Annotated in this window: 18 protein-coding genes and 1 tRNA gene; 10 read left to right on the forward strand and 9 right to left on the reverse strand. The window is 68.5% G+C overall.

The window, feature by feature from the left end; all coding sequences use genetic code 11:
- Window positions 1-33: 33 nt before the first annotated feature.
- Entirely contained in the window at window positions 34-1,440 is a 1,407-nt protein-coding gene (locus tag ACO2Q3_RS25630) for a hypothetical protein (protein ID WP_423311923.1), read from the forward strand.
- 11 nt (window positions 1,441-1,451) lie between these two features.
- The gene (locus tag ACO2Q3_RS25635) at window positions 1,452-3,047 is read left to right on the forward strand and encodes a hypothetical protein (RefSeq protein ID WP_423311925.1); all 1,596 of its coding nucleotides are present in this window, start codon (window positions 1,452-1,454) and stop codon (window positions 3,045-3,047) included.
- Between the two features lie 12 nt (window positions 3,048-3,059).
- Here ACO2Q3_RS25635 and ACO2Q3_RS25640 read toward each other — a convergent pair whose 3' ends face one another.
- The 5 genes from ACO2Q3_RS25640 to ACO2Q3_RS25660 all read right to left on the reverse strand — a co-directional run bounded on the left by ACO2Q3_RS25640 (window position 3,060) and on the right by ACO2Q3_RS25660 (window position 7,093).
- Window positions 3,060-3,461 (reverse strand): TadE/TadG family type IV pilus assembly protein, encoded by a 402-nt coding sequence (locus ACO2Q3_RS25640; RefSeq protein ID WP_423311927.1) that lies wholly within the window; start codon window positions 3,459-3,461, stop codon window positions 3,060-3,062.
- On the reverse strand, window positions 3,461-4,003 hold the full coding sequence (locus ACO2Q3_RS25645; RefSeq protein ID WP_423311929.1) for a TadE/TadG family type IV pilus assembly protein: 543 nt from the start codon (window positions 4,001-4,003) through the stop codon (window positions 3,461-3,463). The genes ACO2Q3_RS25640 and ACO2Q3_RS25645 overlap by 1 nt, the downstream gene beginning before the upstream one ends.
- The gene (locus ACO2Q3_RS25650) at window positions 4,000-5,514 is read right to left on the reverse strand and encodes a TadE/TadG family type IV pilus assembly protein (protein ID WP_423311931.1); all 1,515 of its coding nucleotides are present in this window, start codon (window positions 5,512-5,514) and stop codon (window positions 4,000-4,002) included. The genes ACO2Q3_RS25645 and ACO2Q3_RS25650 overlap by 4 nt, the downstream gene beginning before the upstream one ends.
- A gap of 274 nt (window positions 5,515-5,788) precedes the next feature.
- Window positions 5,789-6,163 (reverse strand): hypothetical protein, encoded by a 375-nt coding sequence (locus tag ACO2Q3_RS25655; RefSeq protein ID WP_423311933.1) that lies wholly within the window; start codon window positions 6,161-6,163, stop codon window positions 5,789-5,791.
- A gap of 72 nt (window positions 6,164-6,235) precedes the next feature.
- Window positions 6,236-7,093, reverse strand: coding sequence for a CPBP family intramembrane glutamic endopeptidase (locus ACO2Q3_RS25660; protein ID WP_423311935.1), 858 nt, complete (start codon window positions 7,091-7,093; stop codon window positions 6,236-6,238).
- A 244-nt stretch (window positions 7,094-7,337) separates the two neighbouring features.
- On the opposite strand from ACO2Q3_RS25660, the gene ACO2Q3_RS25665 reads away from it, so the two are divergent.
- On the forward strand, window positions 7,338-7,877 hold the full coding sequence (locus tag ACO2Q3_RS25665) for a cell wall hydrolase (RefSeq protein ID WP_423311963.1): 540 nt from the start codon (window positions 7,338-7,340) through the stop codon (window positions 7,875-7,877).
- A 71-nt stretch (window positions 7,878-7,948) separates the two neighbouring features.
- Here the strand turns inward: ACO2Q3_RS25665 and ACO2Q3_RS25670 are convergent, their stop codons facing one another.
- Both ACO2Q3_RS25670 and ACO2Q3_RS25675 read right to left on the reverse strand, forming a co-directional pair.
- A complete protein-coding gene (locus ACO2Q3_RS25670) occupies window positions 7,949-8,230 on the reverse strand; it encodes a hypothetical protein (protein WP_423311937.1) in 282 nt (93 codons plus the stop codon).
- A gap of 213 nt (window positions 8,231-8,443) precedes the next feature.
- On the reverse strand, window positions 8,444-8,902 hold the full coding sequence (locus ACO2Q3_RS25675) for a hypothetical protein (RefSeq protein WP_423311939.1): 459 nt from the start codon (window positions 8,900-8,902) through the stop codon (window positions 8,444-8,446).
- A gap of 506 nt (window positions 8,903-9,408) precedes the next feature.
- Here ACO2Q3_RS25675 and ACO2Q3_RS25680 point away from each other — a divergent pair.
- Window positions 9,409-10,179, forward strand: coding sequence for a TetR/AcrR family transcriptional regulator (locus ACO2Q3_RS25680; RefSeq protein WP_423311941.1), 771 nt, complete (start codon window positions 9,409-9,411; stop codon window positions 10,177-10,179).
- Window positions 10,180-10,459: 280 nt separating this feature from the next.
- Here the strand turns inward: ACO2Q3_RS25680 and ACO2Q3_RS25685 are convergent, their stop codons facing one another.
- Window positions 10,460-11,380: an RcnB family protein gene (locus ACO2Q3_RS25685; protein ID WP_423311943.1), complete on the reverse strand. Its 921-nt coding sequence runs from the start codon at window positions 11,378-11,380 to the stop codon at window positions 10,460-10,462.
- Between the two features lie 240 nt (window positions 11,381-11,620).
- A tRNA-Arg gene (locus ACO2Q3_RS25690) sits at window positions 11,621-11,697 on the reverse strand.
- A 136-nt stretch (window positions 11,698-11,833) separates the two neighbouring features.
- On the opposite strand from ACO2Q3_RS25690, the gene ACO2Q3_RS25695 reads away from it, so the two are divergent.
- From ACO2Q3_RS25695 to ACO2Q3_RS25720, 6 genes are all read left to right on the forward strand, one after another.
- Entirely contained in the window at window positions 11,834-14,692 is a 2,859-nt protein-coding gene (locus ACO2Q3_RS25695; RefSeq protein WP_423311945.1) for a response regulator, read from the forward strand.
- Window positions 14,689-15,105, forward strand: coding sequence for a response regulator (locus ACO2Q3_RS25700; protein ID WP_423311947.1), 417 nt, complete (start codon window positions 14,689-14,691; stop codon window positions 15,103-15,105). The genes ACO2Q3_RS25695 and ACO2Q3_RS25700 overlap by 4 nt, the downstream gene beginning before the upstream one ends.
- A gap of 94 nt (window positions 15,106-15,199) precedes the next feature.
- A complete protein-coding gene (locus tag ACO2Q3_RS25705; protein ID WP_423311965.1) occupies window positions 15,200-16,495 on the forward strand; it encodes a dicarboxylate/amino acid:cation symporter in 1,296 nt (431 codons plus the stop codon).
- A gap of 157 nt (window positions 16,496-16,652) precedes the next feature.
- Complete coding sequence (locus tag ACO2Q3_RS25710; RefSeq protein WP_423311949.1) at window positions 16,653-17,798, forward strand: sensor histidine kinase; 1,146 nt, start codon at window positions 16,653-16,655, stop codon at window positions 17,796-17,798.
- Window positions 17,798-18,154 carry a response regulator gene (locus ACO2Q3_RS25715; protein ID WP_423311951.1) on the forward strand — a complete coding sequence of 119 codons (357 nt, stop codon included), beginning with the start codon at window positions 17,798-17,800 and terminating at the stop codon, window positions 18,152-18,154. The genes ACO2Q3_RS25710 and ACO2Q3_RS25715 overlap by 1 nt, the downstream gene beginning before the upstream one ends.
- A 230-nt stretch (window positions 18,155-18,384) precedes the next feature.
- A partial coding sequence (locus ACO2Q3_RS25720) for a helix-turn-helix domain-containing protein (RefSeq protein ID WP_423311967.1) occupies window positions 18,385-18,486 on the forward strand: 102 nt, incomplete at its 3' end.

Here is an 18,486-nt window from a genome sequence, read left to right on the forward strand (position 1 = left end):
GCGATCCTATTTCTAATGCACAGGACGCCTGGAATGTTCTATCACGTGGCAAACGGCTACGTATTTAACAATATGATGTACAACTTATCCATTGGGAGGTATGATGTATCTTTAGAATCAATTACAAATGAGGCATTTTTTCGAGATGGAAAATACTACGCATATTTCGGGATGTTTTGTGCCATAATTCGTGCGCCTTTGCTGGTGATTGGTGGCATAAAAACGATAGATGTCACATCGTTGTCGACCGCTGTTGCTGCTTGCGTTTCGCTTGTAATGCGCGTTGACGCGGCGTCTTACGGGCTTCGGTGCGTGCGTAACGCCCAAGCATCCGCGGCGTTCTCTGTGCTAATACTGCTGGCAGTGGCTGCGTCAGGACAAAGTATTCAATTTCTAAAGCCGAGTATATATCAGGAGGTAGCCTCCTGGGCGGATGCTGTGTCAATGTCTTTTGTCAACATAGCTATGAGGGTCATATTATCTGAAGAGGCGAGTATGAAGCGCTACGCCGGGATGGCGTTGCTTGCTGGACTCGGACTCAATTGCAAATTCGACTTCGGACTTGGCTTGTGTGTGGCATTTATTTTTCTTGCGAGCGTCCGGTTGTTGGGGGTGGCCGGCAGAGTGCCTCCCCGCTTGGAGGCGCGGCGATTGTTGCCTGCGGGCGTTCTCTTGTCGGGGCTTGTGGGTGCTTGCCTGTGGGTGAACTACCAGAGATGGGGCAACGCCTTCACATTCATACCCCTGAGACTGCAATTCGAGGCTGTGGCGGCGTTTCCCGATCGATTGGTTAGGTTGAATACACTTGGCGAGTTCAATCTCAGGCGAGTGCCTTTTGCCCTGCAGTATTACTTCTTCCCGGTGTGGCAATTCCGGGATCACAGTGGAACGCTCATATTTCAGGAATTCCAGGTTAGAATGTTCGATATTGTCGAACTTCCGCCAAGCTCAATCTTATTGAGCGACTCGGCAACGATTATGTTGGCTATCTTCGGCGTAGCGCGAACGGTTCGTCTGTCTATTGTCGATCGAAATGTCGCTGCAGTTGCTGTAGCGGGTGGATTGGTGGTCCCAGCTCTTCTTATGCTGGGAGCAATTGCTTGCACTTTCAGATATCGAATGGAGTTCTATCCCATAATATTCTTCTTGGCGGCACTTGGAATTGGCGAAGCTGTACAGCGGAAGCCGGAAGGGTGGACAGTCATAGTGCTTGCCCTTGCAGTTTTTGTATCCGCTATTTCCGCGGGCGTGGGCCGAGATCTTTATTTGATGTCCCCTTGGGGCTCACTCACGGACATGGTGGCGCCACATGGGTGGGTAGGCGTCTATCGCGACAAACAGAGTGGAAGGGAGGTTCGCTATAGGGGGCACCTCCTCCCCGGCGGTCGACTAATACCTATGCGGCCCCAATCCGCCTCGACAGCTAAGACAACATTCTGAGGCCATGGGAAGTGAACAGCAACGCGATGTGGCAGGGCCGAGGTGATGCTCCATTAGGTCAAGCTTCTGAGCTAGGCGCGCTGTGTTTTCTGGCGACGATCGTCATAGTCGTTGTATGCTTCGACAGCATCACCTTCGCCGACGGCGACACCAACTGGCACATCGCCACCGGTCGCTGGATCCTGGCGCATCGCGCGGTTCCCACGGTCGACCCGTTCTCGTTCACCGTCCCGGGGCGGCGCTGGGTGGCGCACGAGTGGCTGTCCGAGGTCGTCCTGGCGGCGGTTCAGGCGGCGGGCGGCTGGTCCGCCGTGCAGCTGCTGGTGGGCGCGTGCGCCGGCGCCGCCATGGCGCTGATGGCGCGGACGCTGCGCCGCATGCTGGGCGTGCTGTCGGTGATCGCCTGCGTCGGGCTGGCCTTCGCGATCCTGCGCGTTCACCTGCTGGCCCGGCCGCACATGCTGGCGCTGCCGCTGCTGGTGCTGTGGACGGCGCAGATGGTCGAGGCCCGGCGCGCCGGACGGCCGCCGCCGCTGTGGCTGGCGCCGCTCATGACCCTGTGGGCCAACCTGCACGGCAGCTATGTGTTCGGCCTGGTCTTCACGGTTCCCTTCGCCATCGAGGCCTGGCGGCTGGCCGGGCCGGCGCGCCCGCGGGCGTTGCTGGGCTGGGGCCTGTTCCTGGGCCTGGCCGGGCTGGCGGCGCTGATCAATCCCAACGGCGTGGACGACGTCCTGCTGCCGCTGCAGGTGATGCGGCTGGGGGTGCTGCAGGACATCGGCGAGTGGAAGCCGACGGACCTGGCGCACATCTCGCCGCTGGTGATGGCGCTGTTCCTGGCGCTGTTCGTCTGCCTCTACCGCGGCGTGCGGTTCGGCTGGGAACGGCTGTCGCTGCTGCTGCTGCTGCTGTTCATGACCTTCCAGCACGGGCGCCAGGAGATCATCCTGGCCGCGGCGGGGCCGCTGCTGCTGGCCCAGCCGCTGGGCGCCGTGCTGGAGCCGGCGCGCGCGGCCCCGGCGTCCGGCCGCGCATCCGCCTGGACCTTCCGGTCGTGGGCGGCGCTGGGCGCGGCGGCGGCGCTGGTCGTCGCCATCGGCGCCTGGCGGCTGGGCCATCCCGTCCGGCGGGTCGACAGCGGCACGACGCCGGTGGCCGCCCTGGCGCACGTGCCGCCGGCCCTGCGCGGGGCGCCGGTGTTCAACAGCTACAGCTTCGGCGGCTGGCTGATCCTGAATGGCGTGCGGCCGTTCGTGGACGGCCGGGCCGACATGTACGGCGACACCTTCGTGCGCCTGGCGCTGGACACCGAGGCCGCCGATCCGCCGGCGCAGGCGCTGGCCACGCTGCGGCGCTACGGCGTGGTGTGGTCGATCACGACGCCGGGGTCCGGCCTGATCCCGCTGCTCGACCGCACGCCCGGATGGCGCCGGCTGTACGAGGACCGCTGGGCGGTGGTGCAGGTCTATCAGCCGGCCCTGGACGCCAGGTCCGGTGCGCGCGCGGCCCGCCCGAGCATGTCAGGCGAAAGTGGGTCCGGTTTCGCCGCCCGGACATGCGCCAAATGTTTGAAATGGAGCCCTTCAGGGTCAGATGAGTCCATCTGACCCTGAAGGGCTCTAAGGGAAGCAGGCCTGAGTCGAGAAGGAGATGGTGGCGCTGGTCAGCACCAGGTTCAGGGTCATGCTGCCCGAGCCGGTGACCAGGTGGCCGTCATAGGCCCCGCCGGTGTTCTGGTGGCACTGGCCGGTGTTGCTGGCCACGAAGACCGGGGAGATGTTCGGACCGGCATAGCGGCCGGCCGCATAGGTCTGGGTCGCGTTGGCGTCGGCGCAGCTGGTGGTCAGCGAATAGCACCGCGCCGCATCCTCGGTCGCGAAGTGCAAGGTCACATAGGCGTAGAGCGCGATCGAGAAGTTGATCACCGCGAACACCAGGGCGAAGAACACCGGTGTGATGATGGCGAACTCGGCGGCGCTGGCGCCGCTCTGGTCGCGCAGAAAGGCGGGCCGGCGGCGCATCACTTGATCGGGACCATCGAGGATTCGGACATGGCGCTGTTGAGGATGCTTCCCACCGACACCGAGCCGAACGCCGGCTTGTAGGTATAGGCCACCGTCACCGTCACATATTCTGCCGGGGCGGTCGACGACCAGGTCCCCGAGCCGCAGCTGGTCGGCTTGGTCAGCGTCAGCGGTGTCGAATAGGTGCCCGTGCTGCCGATCGCCTGCGGGGTTCCGGTGGTGTCCATGCAGTAGTAGCCGTCGACGATCGAGGACACCGTGACGTCCGTCCCGAGCGAGGACTGCTGAGCGCCCAGCGTCGCGTTCGACTGGCCAGTGCTGCAGAACTTGGTCACCGGCCAATAGGCGGTGGTGGAACACGTGGACCACAGGGACTGTGCGGCCATCTGGGCGGCGTTCTGCACCTGCATGCGCTCGAAGGCGTACACTCCGAGGTCGACGACGCTCATCAGCGGAATGGTCAGCAGGCCGAGGATCAGGGCCAGTTCGGCCGCCGCCGCCCCGCCGCGGTCGGCCAGAAAGCGCCGCAGCGTGGTCATTGCAGTAGCACGAAGCGGTTGACCTGGCTGTAGACCTGGGTCGTCCCGGCCGACGGGCACCCGCTTTGACTGTGCTGGAAGATCGAGCCACTGCCGTTCACGGTCATGGTGTTCACCACCAGCACGAAGCAATAGGCGCCGTACTGCGACTTGTCGATCGCGCCGCTGAGCGTGACCGCGGCGTTGGGCAGGTAGGTCAGGCCGGTGATGTCCAGCGTCGGGCTGGAGCCGGCGGCTGTGATGTCCAGGCTGTTGTACTTGTTGGTGACCTTCTGGTCGGTCATGGCGCTGGCCAGCACACCCGTGCCATCCACCTGATAGGGCGACTGATACATCGCGACGCCGCCCCAGGTATTGTCGCCTGTCGGGTCGGTGGTGGAGGCGGCGATGTTGATCACGCCTTTTCCGCTGGAGGAGTTGTCCGCGAAGTTGTGGAACGGCGTGAGGCCTTGGATCTTGTTCTGCCCTGCGAAGATCACCGTCAAACCGCCGGTCGACGAGGTGCTGAGGGTGTTCCCGTTGATGTCCAGTTGGCCATTGTAGATCACCACCACCCGCTTGTCGGTGACCGTCACATTGCCCGTCAGCTGCACGTCGCCGCAGTAATAGTAGTACCCGGCCTTGCCGGCCATCGGCGCCCCGAAGCTGCCCGTGTTGGCGGTGTTCACTGCGCTGGGCTCTTGCGGATAGTTGGAAGACTTCGTTCCGCCACAGGGGTCCTTGGGAATCTTCGCCGCCTTCGCCGCGTAGGGATCGGACACCGCCGTGGCGCCGGAGATGCCGTTGCTGCATTTGCTGTCGACCGAGCCCACCGCGATGGTGTTGTCGGCGTTCAGGTCGTGGCCATTGCAGTTGATCGCCGTGCCGCCGCTGGAATTGGACATCACCGTGCAGCCGCTGAGATCCACGTTGCTGCCGCCGTTGGAGGTGATGGCGGTGCCCGTGGTGGCCAGCGAGAGGATGCAGTCCGGCGCATTGATGGCGCTGGGGCCGGCGATGGCGCTGACCGAGATCAGGGTCGCCTTGGCGCCGCTGTAGGAGGTCGTCGTGCCCTGATAGCCGACCAGGGCCGTCAGGTAGATCGGGACCGCGTGGGTGATGGTCACCTGGTAGCAGGCCGTGCTGGCGCTGTTGTTCGGACAGGTGATCTTGTTCTGCACCGAGACCGTGGTGTCGTGCGAGCCGTTGGTCAGGCCGTAGGGGGCGTAGCCGTAGCCGGAGGCCACGGACAGGCCGGCCCACTGATAGTAGGCGTAGCTGCCCGAGGCGGCGGTGTTGCCGTTGTTGGCGGCCGCCAGCACGGCGCTGTCGGCGGCGTTCTGCATCGCCCGGTAGCTGAGGAACCAGTTGGAGGCTTCGGTGGCCAGGGCGAGCGAGCCGATGATCGGCACCAGCAGCAGGCCGAACAGCGTCGCCACATTGCCCCGCTCGCCGCGCAGGAAGCGCGCGAGCCGGCGCAGCACGCCGGCGCGGGCCTTGGACGGCGGGCGGGGGCGGTGTGCGGCGGTCACGGCGATGTTCTCCCGGCGGTTGGACGTGGATGATGACGGGGGATCATAGCATCAGGGAGAACATTGTTCACCACGACAATGCGCCTCATCTTGCCCAGCGGCCGCCTATGCCGCGAACAGGGTCTTTCGCTGGAGCCGAACTCACACGAAAATACCGATCGCCTCGCCATTAGCAGCCCCCCGCCCGCCGGCCCAGGCGCTACCCCCCTCACGCGAATGCCCAATGCACGCGGGGGCCCAATGCTTGCGAGGGCCCAGGCGGAGAATGCGTGGATCACGGCGCCGGCGCACGGGCGTGGGCCCGCGGGGGCGCCGTCGAGGCCAGCGGCTGCAGGGAGGACACCGTCTCGGCCAGGGTCTCCGCGCGCCTGACGTCCGACTGGGCGCGGCGCACGGTGTCGATCGACAGCACCAGGGCGGCGACCGCCAGCGCCAGGGCCAGCACCGACACCGTGCTGGCGGTCCGCGCCGTGCGGCGGGCGTCGCGCACGTGGGCTTCCCAGGCGTGGACCGCGTGGCTGGTCACCCGCTCGCCGCCGGTCGTACGCGCCATGGCGCGGTCGTTGAGCCAGCGCATGGCGTTGGCGCGCGTGGGTTCGTCGAAGGCGCGCGCGCCCACGCGCCGGCTGACCTCCGCCTCGCCGAGCATCTCAAATTCAATGTGGACCGGCTCATTCGCCCCCATAGGGCGAAGTATACGCGTCTTAATGGTTCGGTCGACTCAAGTGTTCGTCCCTGGCTGGGTTCTGGTCATTCGCGTTATGACCAAAGTGAGGGCAATCATCAGCGCGCCCTGCATCATCACGTCGACCCACAGGCCCTGCAGCGGCTGCTGGGTGAAGAGACCGGGCGCGCCGCGGAATACGTCGGCTGTGGAGACCACCACGAGGGCGCCGAAGAGGTTGTTCGCCAGGTGCATGCCGAAGGTGGTGGCCAGCCCGCCGGTGCGCAGCGCGATCCACGCCGCGGCGACGCCGAACACCAGGGCGTTGGCCGCCTGGGGCCAGCCGTTGGGGATGTGCACGACGGCGAACAGGGCGCCGCTGGCCAGGGCGCAGGGCAGGGGCGGCAGCAGCAGCCGCAGGCCCTGGGTGGCGAGGCCGCGGAACACGAACTCCTCGGCGAAGGTCTGCACGGCCAGGGCCGGGACGGCGGCCAGCGCCAGCTCCAGGGTGGCGGCCGAGGCGGTGAGGCGGAAGCTGGCCGGCGCCAGGGCGTAGTCGAGCGCCGCGGCCGCGACCTGCGCCAGGCTCCAGGCCGCCGCTCCGGCGACGAAGCCGCGCCAGCGCCAGTCCCCGATCAGATCCGTCGGCCGCTTGGCCTGCACCAGCCAGGCGGAGGCCGCCAGCCCGGCCAGGATGCAGCCGAAGGTGACGCCGGTGGTGATGAAGAACACCCGCGGATGGGTGGGGCGGGCGATCTGCTGGGCGAGGTCGGGCGGCGCCGCCCCGGCTAGCATCACTGCGATGGTGATCAGCACCCCGGCCACCAGCGCCAGGGTGAAGCCCAGGATCGGGCCCAGCAGCCAGGCCCACCAGGTGTTTCGCCCGCGTTGGGCGTATTGAATCAGATCGCTCATGACTGGAAGCTATCGCACACCTCGCCGTCAGGCGCCTCGCGCTCGGGGCGCGGTCGCGCCGTGGCTGAGCGCGCCGCCCGCGCGGCGAACGCCGTGTATAGCGGCCCCGCCGCGTCGCGGAGGACGGCCGAACTCGGCTATCCCCGTTCTGCGGACTTGCCGATCCGGGGCCGGAAGCGGCACAATGGGGGCTAATTCTTCGGAGCGGGGCATGCCGGGGGGCAGGAATTCAGCATTGGCGGCCGTGCTCGGCGTGGTCCTGGCCGCCCCGGCGCCGGCCGCGCTCGCCGCCGAAACCGCAGGCATCCGCCTGCTGATCGGCGGCGCCGACGCCCAGGTGGTGCAGGCCGCGCCCGTGGTGCGGCTGGGGCCGGCCGACGCGGACTGGTCGGCCAGCGACCGTCTCGATCCGGCCACCTGCCTGGCCCAGGCCATCTATTACGAGGCCCGCTCGGAAAGCATCGAGGGGCAGGAGGGCGTGGCCCAGGTGGTGATGAACCGCACGCGCCTGGCGGCCTATCCGGCGGATGTCTGCGGCGTGGTGTTCCAGCGCTCCGACCGCGGGACCTGCCAGTTCACCTTCGCCTGCGACGGCTCCATGGACCGGCCGATCGACCCCGTGGCCTGGGACCGGGCGCACGATCTGGCGGTGAAGGCGCTGCACGGCTTCGTCTACAGGCCCCTGGCCGGGGCGACCCACTATCACGCCGCCTGGATGACGCCGTACTGGAGCGGCAGCCTGGTGCGGGTGCGCCAGATCGGCGGCCACATCTTCTATCGCTGACGGCTTCCAGCGCTGAGGGTCTGCCCGCAGCGCCGAGGTCCAGCCGCGGGCGTCTTCGGCGCGGCCGCGCCCTATCGCAGCGACATGACACCCACGACGGCGCCCGCCACCGCGGCCAGACCGGCGCCCCCGAGAGCCAGCTTGATCACCGCGTCCAGGGTGCGTTCGCCGCGCTCCCGCTCAAGCTCGGGATCGGCCTCGTGCGGCAGGGTCCGATCGACGGCCCGGTCGTCCAGCCAGCGCAGCGCGTGAGCCAGGTGAGGGGCGTCGTAGTCGCCATGGGCGATGCGGCGGCGAACCTCGACCTCGCCGCTTGCCTCGAATTCCGCCGCCATGGAGTCGATGCGGTGCATGCCGGCACCATAACTGAGACGCCAAACTTGAGTATAACACTGTTCCGTGAACGGGGCTGTCGCCGGGCGCGACGGCAGGCTCCGCCAGAAGTCGCGTCAGACGGCGGGCAGGGCAGGTGGCGCGGGCGGCCGCGCGGCCGTTCCGGGGGAGACGGGGAGGGCGGGCGACGGCGAGATCCGTCCCGAAACGGGACGCCGCCGCGCCAGGGCGCCTTAGCGGATCGCGATCGGCGAGGGGCGGTCGTTGGGGCTGGTTGCGGAGCTCGCGCCCAGCCGGGCCTCGGCGGCCCTGCGCGACTGCGTCTGCGCCGTAAGGCGTTGCTGCGCAAGCGCGGCCACCTCGGCGTCGTGCCGCGAAGCTTCCTTGTGCGCCTGGATCTGGGCGTAGGCGACGAAGCCGATGTTGGCGACGGTCGCCACCCCGGCGACGCCGGCGCTGATCGCGGCCCAGCGGCCGGACCGGCGCGAGTGCCGGGCCAGGGCGGCCAGCTCGGCGGCGACCGGGGCGGCCAGGAACGACGCCCCCGTCAGCCGCGCCATGGCCTTGTCGTTCAGCCAGCGCATCGCATAGGCGCGCGCCGCGCCTTCATAGAATCGGCGTTCGACGCGGTCATAGACCTCGACCTCGCCAAGGGCCTCAAACTGGGCCTCGTATCCCCTCGCCTCGTCCATGCGGTTCACATTGCCATAAACGTTAACGGTAGTCGACGGTGACTTTCACTGCCAATCGCCCCTCTTTGCCAGTTTCACCATGGAACAAGGGGGCTTGGCCGTGGGTTCCACAAGTGCACAAGCCGGGCCACGCCGGTTCAATTGTTAACGAGGCGGTTTCAAGGGGTATCCGTTAAGGCCCTGCATCGGGGATCGTCGGCCGCCCGACCGACCGTCCCGCCAGGCGGGCAGGGCGGAAAAGTCGAGTGCGGGGGCGCGGCGATTGTCGGCGCGCCGCCGGTTAATCTGTCTTGCTGAGGTATTGTCACGCATCGTGTCCGGAGTCTCGACAGGTGTCGTCATCTCTGCGCGTTGTTTCCAGGCAGAAGAGAAGTTGGCAATTCATTGGATAGGTTTATGGGTTGCCATAATTAATTGGGCTCTCTATTAGAGGGCGAGTACGAGGCGCAGCGCCCCGCGGCGGGGCCGGCTAAGGCGAATGACGCCGCCAAGAGGGACAGAGGACCATGGCTCTGAAGCGGACGTATGTTTCGCCCCTGAGGCAGGCGCAGGCCGCCCAGACCCGCCAATCGATCGTCGAGGCGGCCCGGGTGCTGTTCGACCGTCACGGCTACGGCGCGACCACGCTGGACATGATCGCCCAGCTGGCCAACGCCTCGCCCAACACCGTCTATGTGGCGTTCCGCACCAAGGCGGCGATCCTGCACGCCATCCTGCGGTCGGTGAATCCCGAGGAGGTTGTGGCCGAGGCCGTGGCCGCCGCGCTCGCCTCCAGTCGCGATCCACGCGCCCAGCTGCGCCATCTGGTGGACCGCTACGTGGCGCTGAACGGCGCGGACAACGGCGTGTTCAGCATCGCCGCCAGCGCCGCCCTCACCGACCCCGACGCGGCCAACTGGTGGGAAGCGGCGCAGAACGGCGAATGGCACGATCTGCGCACCCTGGCCGCGCGCTGGGAACGGGACGGCTGCCTGAAGCCCGGCCTGTCCGGCGACGACGCCACCAATTCCCTGTGGGCGATGACCCGGCCGTCGGTGATCCGTTCCTTCGTGCACGACTGCGGCTGGTCCTCGGACCAGTGCGCCGCCTGGCTGACCTCGACCATGGACCACGCCCTGTTCGAGGGCGATGTGCCGATGACCCGCGCCACGCCGCCGGCCAGGGCGGCGACCCCGGCCGCGTCCGCCAGCAAGTCGACCGCCAACACCAAGACATCTGGCCGTGGCGGCGCCCGTTCGCCCGCCCAGCCCCGCGGCCAGGGCCCGAATCACGCCTGAGCCGGGCCCGAGGTCAGGCCCGCGCCGCAGGCCCACGCCTCATTCGCCGCAAGCGCCGCGACGGCGGACCTGACAGCCGGAGCCTGCGCTCCAGCAGCCAGGACACCATCATCTCGTCCTCGACGAGAAGGATACGCCGTGCGTCAAGCGCGCAGGCCATGGGCATCTCCGTGCGCAGGTGACACGCACTTCGCCGTCGGCTCCTGCGCCAGCCCGGTCTCGGTCAGGCGCGGGCCGAAGGCGCGCGGCCCGCTGGGGACCGCGCGCCTACCCGTCCAGGTCACCAGGCGTTGTGAACGATATCGAGGATGTAGCCGTCGTCGCGGTCGATCAGGGCGATGTCGTTGTCCACCCAGACCCACATGCAGCCGTAGGGCGGATCCGGCAGGCCATAGCTCGCGTAGTCGCGGACCGGATACTGCCAGAACCAGTTGGGCAGGTACTCGCCGGCGATCCAGTAGTGCTCGCGATACTGGTCCGGCGCCCGGACATAGCCGTGGCCGGGGATGAAGAAGAAGCCGATGCGCGGGCCGAAGAACAGCCGGAAGGCGGCGTTGCCGCGCCACCAGTCGTTGTTGCGGCGCCAGGGCGCGCTGCGATCCCATCCCTGGTGGCCCTGGCGCCATTGCTGGCCGGCCTGGTCGCGATCCGGGCCGCGGGACGGACGACTCCAGTCGCCCAGGGCCGGCGGGCGGCCGGGCCGGTTGACGCCCGTAGGCGACGGGAAGCGGGGCGGCGCCGGCTGGGCCGTCGGACCCTGGCGACCGGGATGGACCCCGCGCGCGGGGTGCTGGACGGTGGGCTGGCCGCCGAACGGGCCGGCGGGGGCGCCCAGGATCCCTGTCGGGGTCTGACCGTGCGTCTCGGTGTGGGGGTGCGTCTGGGTCTGGCGCGGGCGCGGCTGAAGCGTCGGGGCGACCGGCTGGGCGACGGCCGCCGGCGCGTGCGCCTGGCCTTGTCCCATGCCTTGTCCCATGCCTTGTCCCTGTCCCCGGAGGCGACCCGGCGCCTCGCCGCGAGCCGGCCTGGCCGGCCTTGCGGAGGTGTCGGCCTGGTCGGCCGGGTGATCCTGGGCCGGAGCCGCCTGGTTCTGACCCTGGTCACGGCCATGCTCGCGATCCCCGGGCGGGGCGGCGAAGCCGGCGGATGTCCAGGCCAGGGACGCCGTCGCGGCGGCGCACAGCAAGAGTTTCAGTTTCATCGTCGGATCCTTGAACAGCGACCCTTGCGCCCGGCGCGCATAAGACGGCCGGCGCCGGCCAACCAAGGACTTGGGGGAAGCCTGGCGGCCGGGAGACACCCGGGCGGCCAAGACCAGACCATGCCCGACGTGGCCGGCTACGCCTTGATTCACCTCAACTCCGAATCGCCCGCAGGGGCGGCGTCGCCTGCGCCAGGCCGAGGCGGGGGACGGCGGAAGCCGAAGCGTCGGAAACCGAAGTGGCGGCCCGGAAGGGACTCGAACCCCTGACCTTCGCTTTAGGAAAGCGCTGCTCTATCCGGCTGAGCTACCGGGCCGACGGTTTCCTCTTACGGACGCCGGCGCCGGGCGCAAGGCGGTTTGTCGTGGGCGGCGCGAAATCTTCAATTTCCACCGGGCGTTAACGGGCCATCGGATAGTCAGGGCGCCGCGTAATGTCCTGGGAGGGGGCAGATGGGGGCTCGGACGCGCTCTGCGACGTCGAGTAAGGGGCCGGCGAGTGGGCGCGAGCAGACCGCGGCCTTCATCCGCATGGCGCCCTTCCAGCTGATCATGACCGACGCCGACCTCGTCGTGGTCGAGGTCAGCCCCGCGTGGAGCCTCCAGACCGGCGTTTCGCGGGAGACGGCGCTGGGGCGCAATCTGCACGACATCCTGCCCCACAGCGCCGAGCGGTTCGGCCCGATCCTGGGCCAGTGCCTGGCCGGCGAGACGGTGCGCTTCGACCGGGCGCAGGTGGAGCTGCCGGACGGGCGCACCCCCTGGTACCAGGTCGAGCTGAGCCCCTGGCGCGACCTGGACGGCCGCGTGCTGGGCCTGCTGATCGCCAGCCACGACATCACCGACATGGTCGAGGCGCTGGAGCAGTCGCGCCGCTCGGAGCGGCGTCTGAAGATGGCGGCCGAGCTGGCCGACCTGCATATCTGGGAGCTGGATTACGTCTCGCGCACCCTGTTCAAGGTGGGTGCGGAGGACACCTTCTTCGAGCGCCCGCTCACCTATGACGAGCTGGTCAGGGACATCTGGTGCAGCGTCCACCCCGACGACCTGGCCGCCGCCCAGGAGGCCTGGGCGCAGCACGAACGCACCGGCGAACCCTACCGCGCCGAGTATCGGGTCAAGCGGAGCGATGGCAAGGAGGTGTGGACCTTCTCCACCTCCGACCTGGTGACGGATCCGCAGGGCAAGCCGCTGCGCCTGGTGGGCGCGCTGCAGAACATCACCGAGCGCAAGCACACCGAGGCCGCCCTGGCCGCCGCCGCGCTGCAGGCCGGCGCCGCCAACACCGCCAAGAGCGAATTCCTGGCCAACATGAGCCATGAGATCCGCACGCCGATGAACGGCGTGATCGGCATGAACGCCCTCTTGCTGCGCACCGACCTGACGCCGGAACAGCGCAAGTTCGCCGAGGCGGTGCGCACCTCCGCCGACTGCCTGCTGAACCTGATCAACGACATCCTCGACATCTCCAAGCTGGAGGCCGGCAAGGTCGAGCTGGAGGAGATCGACTTCTGCCTGCCGACGGTGGTGGAGGACGTGGTCGAGCTGCTGTCGCCACGGGCCACGGAGAAGGCGCTGGAGATCGCCGCCTATCTCGACGACGGCGCGCGCGGCGGCTTCCGCGGCGATCCCACGCGCCTGCGCCAAGTGCTGATGAACCTGCTGACCAACGCGCTGAAGTTCACCGAGACCGGCTTCGTGGCGGTGGAGGTGACCTCGCGGGCCGGGGCGGACGGCGGCGCGACCCTGCGCTTCGAGGTGCAGGACACCGGCATCGGTCTCAGCGACGAGGCCAAGGGCAAGCTGTTCAACAAGTTCCAGCAGGCCGACGGCTCGGTCACCCGCAAATACGGCGGCACGGGCCTGGGCCTGTCGATCTGCCGCCAGCTGGTGGAGATGATGGGCGGACAGATCGGCGTGGCCGACCGCCCGGGCGGCGGCAGCGTGTTCTGGTTCGAGATCGACCTGCCGGACGCGGTGACGCCGGTCACGACGCGCGCCACCGGCGTGCAGGACCTGAACGGCCTGAAGGTGCTGGTGGTCGACGACATCGAGATCAATCGCAGCATCTTCGTGCGCCAGCTGGAGCCGGAGGGGGCGGCGACCACCGAGGCCGCCGACGGGCCCTCGGCCCTGGCCGCCCTGGTCACCGCCGACGCGCTCGGCCAGCCCTTCGACGTCGTGCTGCTGGATCACATGATGCCGGGCATGTCCGGCGAGACGGTCGCCGCCAAGATCCGGGCGAACGGCGCCCTGGCCCAGCCGCGGATCGTGCTGGCCTCGTCGATCGGCGAGAGCTGGCGCGCCGACCGCGCCGCCCGGGCCGGCTTCGACGCCGTGCTGACCAAGCCGATCCGTCGCCAGTCGCTGGTCGACGTGCTGGGCGCCCTTCGCGCCCAGAACCCCACCCCGCAGGCGGCCATCGCCCGGGACGCCGAGGTCCGCGAGGCGGAAGCGCCGCCAATCCAGCAGAGCGCGCCGGCCGGGCCGGCGGCCTCCGCGCCCGGGACGCTGGCGCGCGGCCGGCTGCTGCTGGCCGAAGACAACGAGATCAACACCCTCTTGGCCTGCACCGTGCTGGAAGAGGCGGGCTATAGCGTCGACTGCGTGGTCAACGGCGAGGAGGCCGTGGCCGCCGTGCAGGCGCAGCCGTTCGACCTGGTGATCATGGACGTGCAGATGCCGAAGATGGATGGCCTGCAAGCGACGCGGGCGATCCGGGCGCTGCCCGGGCCCGTCGCCCTGACGCCGATCCTGGCCATGACCGCCAACGCCATGCGCTCCGACCGCGAGATGTGCCTGGCGGCAGGGATGGACGACTTCGTCTCCAAGCCGATCGAGGCGGAGGCCTTTCTGCGCACGGTCTCGCGATTCACGGCCGCCGAGCTGTGGGCCGATGACGAGGACGCCGAGCCCGCCGCGCCGGCGCCTGCGGACCTGCCCGACCTGGAGCCGGAGAAGCTGGAGAGCCTTGGCCGGCTGATGCCGCCGGCCAAGCTGAAGGCGGTGGTCGAGTCCTACCTGGCCGGGGCGCGCGGCCGGCTGCTGCGCATCGAGGCGCTGATCGGCGAGCTGGACTTCCCGGGCCTGGCCCGCGAGGCGCACGACCTGAAGGGCGTGTCCGGCAACTTCGGCGCGCGCCGCCTGCAGGCCCTGGCCGAACAGCTGGAACGCGCCTGCCAGGCCTGCGACGAGGCCGAGGCCCCGCGGCTGATCGGCGAGATCCGCAAGAGCTCCATGGCCGCCTGGGACCTCGTGGAGCGCTGGATGGCGCTGCAGGGCCTGGCCGAAGACCAGCGGGCGGCCGGATGACCACGCCGGAGGAGATGGCCGGCCGCAAGGCGAAAATCGTGCTCGCCGCCGACGACCAGGCCGAGAACCTGATGATCCTGGAATCGCTGATCGAGGCCCAGGGCTTCACCTTCTTTGGCGTGGAGTCGGGCCTGGACGTGCTGAGCCTGGCGCCGCGGATCAATCCGCGCCTGATCCTGCTGGACGTGCAGATGCCGCTGATGGACGGCTTCGAGACCTGCCGCCGGCTGCGCGCCATTCCCGAGCTGAAGCCGGTGCCGATCGCCTTCCTGACCGCGCGCAAGTCGAGCGACGACGTGCGCGCCGGCCTGACGGCTGGCGGCAACGACTTCATCGTCAAGCCCTTCGATCCGGACAAGCTGATCGCCCGGGTCGTGCAGTGGACGAGCCGGCGACTGCTCGGCGGCGCCTGAGGCGCGCCCGGATTTCCCGACTGCCTCTGTTCCTCCAGCCCGCCGCCGACGTATGGTCGCGCGCAGTTCGGCGTGGGGAGGGGTGATGGGCGTCTTGCGGGTGTTCCGATCGCTCTATGTGCAGGTGCTGACGGCCATCGTGCTGGGCGTGGCGGTGGGCGCGGCCTGGCCCGAGATCGGCAAGACGCTGGAGCCGCTGGGCGTCGGCTTCGTCAAGCTGATCAAGATGCTGATCGCGCCGATCATCTTCTGCACGGTGACCGGCGGCATCGCCAAGATGAGCGACCTGAAGGCCGTGGGTCGGGTCGGGGGCCGGGCGCTGATCTATTTCGAGACCGTCTCCACCCTGGCGCTGGTCATCGGCCTGGCGGTGGGCGAGCTTGTGCGGCCTGGCGTCGGCTTCAACAGCGCCGGCTTCAAGGCCGATCCAGCCAGCGTCGCCACCTTCGTCAGCCAGGCCAAGCACCTGGGTGTCGTCGACTATCTGCTGCACCTGATCCCGGACACCTTCGCCTCCGCCTTCGCCGGCGGGGACATTCTGCAGGTGCTGCTGCTGGCCATCCTGACCGGCTTCGCGCTCGCGCACCTGGGCCCACGGGGCGAGGTGCTGTCGCACGGGCTGGAGCGGGTGGGCGAGGCGTTCTTCGCCATGATCGGCATCGTCGTGCGCTTCGCCCCGGTGGGGGCGTTCGGCGCGATGGCCTTCACCATCGGCAAGTACGGGCTGGGCGCGCTGCAGCAGCTGGCCGCCCTGGTGGCGACCTTCTACGTCACCGCCATCCTGTTCGTGGTGGTGGTGCTGGGGCTGATCGCCCGGGCCGTCGGCTTCTCGATCTTCCGGTACCTGGCGTACATCAAGGACGAGCTGCTGATCGTGCTTGGGGCCTCGTCGTCGGAGGCGGTGCTGCCGCAGATGATGGCCAAGCTGCAGCGCCTGGGGGCGCCGGCGCAGGTCACCGGCCTGGTGATTCCCGCCGGCTACAGCTTCAACCTGGACGGCACCAACATCTACATGACGCTGGCGACCCTGTTCCTGGCCCAGGCCACCGGCACGCACCTGACCCTCGGCCAGGAGCTGACCATCCTGGGCGTGGCCATGCTGACCTCCAAGGGCGCCAGCGGCATCACCGGGGCGGGATTCGTGACCCTGATCGCCACCCTGAACGTCGTGCCGACCATTCCGGTCAGCTCGGTGATGTTCCTGCTGGGCGTCGACCGTTTCATGAGCGAGTGCCGCGCCCTGACCAACGTCATCGGCAACGGCGTGGCGACTCTGGTGGTGGCGCGCTGGGAAGGGGCGCTGGACGTGCCGCGCCTGCGACGGGTGCTGGCGGGCAAGGCTGATGTCCCCGAAGACGTGCAGGGTGGAGAGCCTGCTACGGTAAGTTGATTTCCTTCCGATCTCGTTAGGACTTTCGCGCGAGCATTTTAGCGGAAACGGAGTCGCAGGTTGTTTGCCGCGCGTAAAGGTTGAGGCGCTAGTTTTTGATGACGCTCAGCGCGCGGCGATGTTAGGGTCTGTGAGCCTGAGTAGAGTTGAGGCGATCATGGCGAACGAAGTCTCGATGGCGACAGTGGGACCAGCCGAAGATTCGGCGCTGGTCACCCTGGTCGAAACCATCGAGGATCTGGCCGGCGCCCGCACCGTCGAACAGATCGCGGCCGTGGTCCGCTCATCGGCCCGCCGCATCACCGGCGCCGACGGCGTCGCCTTCGTGCTGCGCGACGACGACAAGTGCTGGTACCTGGACGAGGACGCCATCGGTCCGCTGTGGAAGGGGCGCCGTTTTCCGCTGACGGCGTGCATCTCGGGCTGGTCGATGCTGAACGGCCAGGCGGCGATCATCCCCGACATCTACGAGGACGACCGCATTCCGCACGACGCCTACCGGCCGACCTTCGTGAAGAGCCTGGTGATGACGCCCGTGCGCTCGCGCGACCAGGCGGTGGCCGCGATCGGCGCCTACTGGGCCGAGAAACGCCAGCCCACGGCCGAAGAGATCATGAAGCTGCAGGTGATGGCCCGGGCCACCGCCGCGGCGCTGGAAAGCGCCAGGCTCTACGCCTCGCTGAACGAGTCGCTCGAGCGGCGGCAGTTCCTGCTGCGCGAGCTGGACCATCGCTGCAAGAACACCCTGGCGTCGGTGCAGTCCATCGCCGACCAGACCTTGCGCACGGCCGCCTCGCCGGCGGCCTTCAACGAAGCCCTGGAGGCTCGGCTGGCGGCCCTGTCGCGGGTGCACGAGCTGCTGACCCGGGGCGGCTGGGGCCGCGCAGAACTGTCCCAGGTGATCGGCGTGGCCCTGGAACCGTTCGGCGGCATCGACGGCCAGCGGGTGAGCGTCGGCGGCCCGCGCATCGACCTGCGGCCGGAGACGGTGCTGGCGCTGCACATGACCTTCAACGAACTGGCGGTGAACGCCGCGCGGCATGGGGCGCTCGGCGTTCCCGGCGGACGCGTCTCGGTGCGCTGGACGGTGGACATGACCGAGGACCCCCGCCGGCTGACGCTGGAGTGGCGCGAAAGCGGCGGGCCGCCGGTGGCGCCGCCGGCCCGGGCCGGGTTCGGCCGGCGCCTGATCGAACGCGCCCTGGCCCGCGACCTCGGAGGGGCCTCGCGGCTGATGTTCGAGCCGGACGGGGTGATCTTCCGGCTGACCACGCCCCTGTCTCACCGCATCGGGCTGATGTGATGGGGCCGAGGGTTCTGATCGTCGAGGATGAGGGGCTGGTGGCCCTGCTGATCGAGGATCTGCTGACCGACCTGGGGTGCGAGGTGGTGGCCTCCTGCGATTCCATCCGCTCGGCGATGGAGTGGCTGCAGCGCGGCGAGGCGCCGCCCGACGGGGCGCTGCTGGACGTCAACCTGGGCGGCGAGCTGGTGTATCCCGTGGCCGAGTTCCTGGCCGAACATCGCATCCCGTTCGCCTTCGCCACCGGCTACGGCGCCCTGCCGGACAGCCGCTTCGCCGACGTGCCTGTGCTGGCCAAGCCGGTGAACCAGGCCAAGCTCAAGGACGTCGTCGGCCGCTTCGGCGCTGCGGCCTGAGGGGGGCCACGCCGCGCTGCAGGTCGCGGCGCTTTCGCTGGACCCTGGGCCCTGTCCGCCAAACGAAAAGCGCCGGAACCTCGCGGCCCCGGCGCTTCGTGTAACAGGCTGAAGGCGCGTGGCGTTTAGAGCGGGTTCCTTTCTGACGGAATCGGGGTTCCCAAATCAGCGGGGAGCTGATTCACCCTGGCTGCTGGGGGAGGCCAGCTGGGATGACGGCTCCTTACTCGATGGATCTTCGGGCGCGGGCGATGGCGCGCCGGGCTGCGGGCGAGACGCATCGCGAGATTGCGGCTGCGCTGCAGGTGGCGCCCTCGTGCATATCGAAGTGG

Source organism: Caulobacter sp. KR2-114 (assembly GCF_049446115.1).
Taxonomy (GTDB): domain Bacteria; phylum Pseudomonadota; class Alphaproteobacteria; order Caulobacterales; family Caulobacteraceae; genus Acaudatibacter.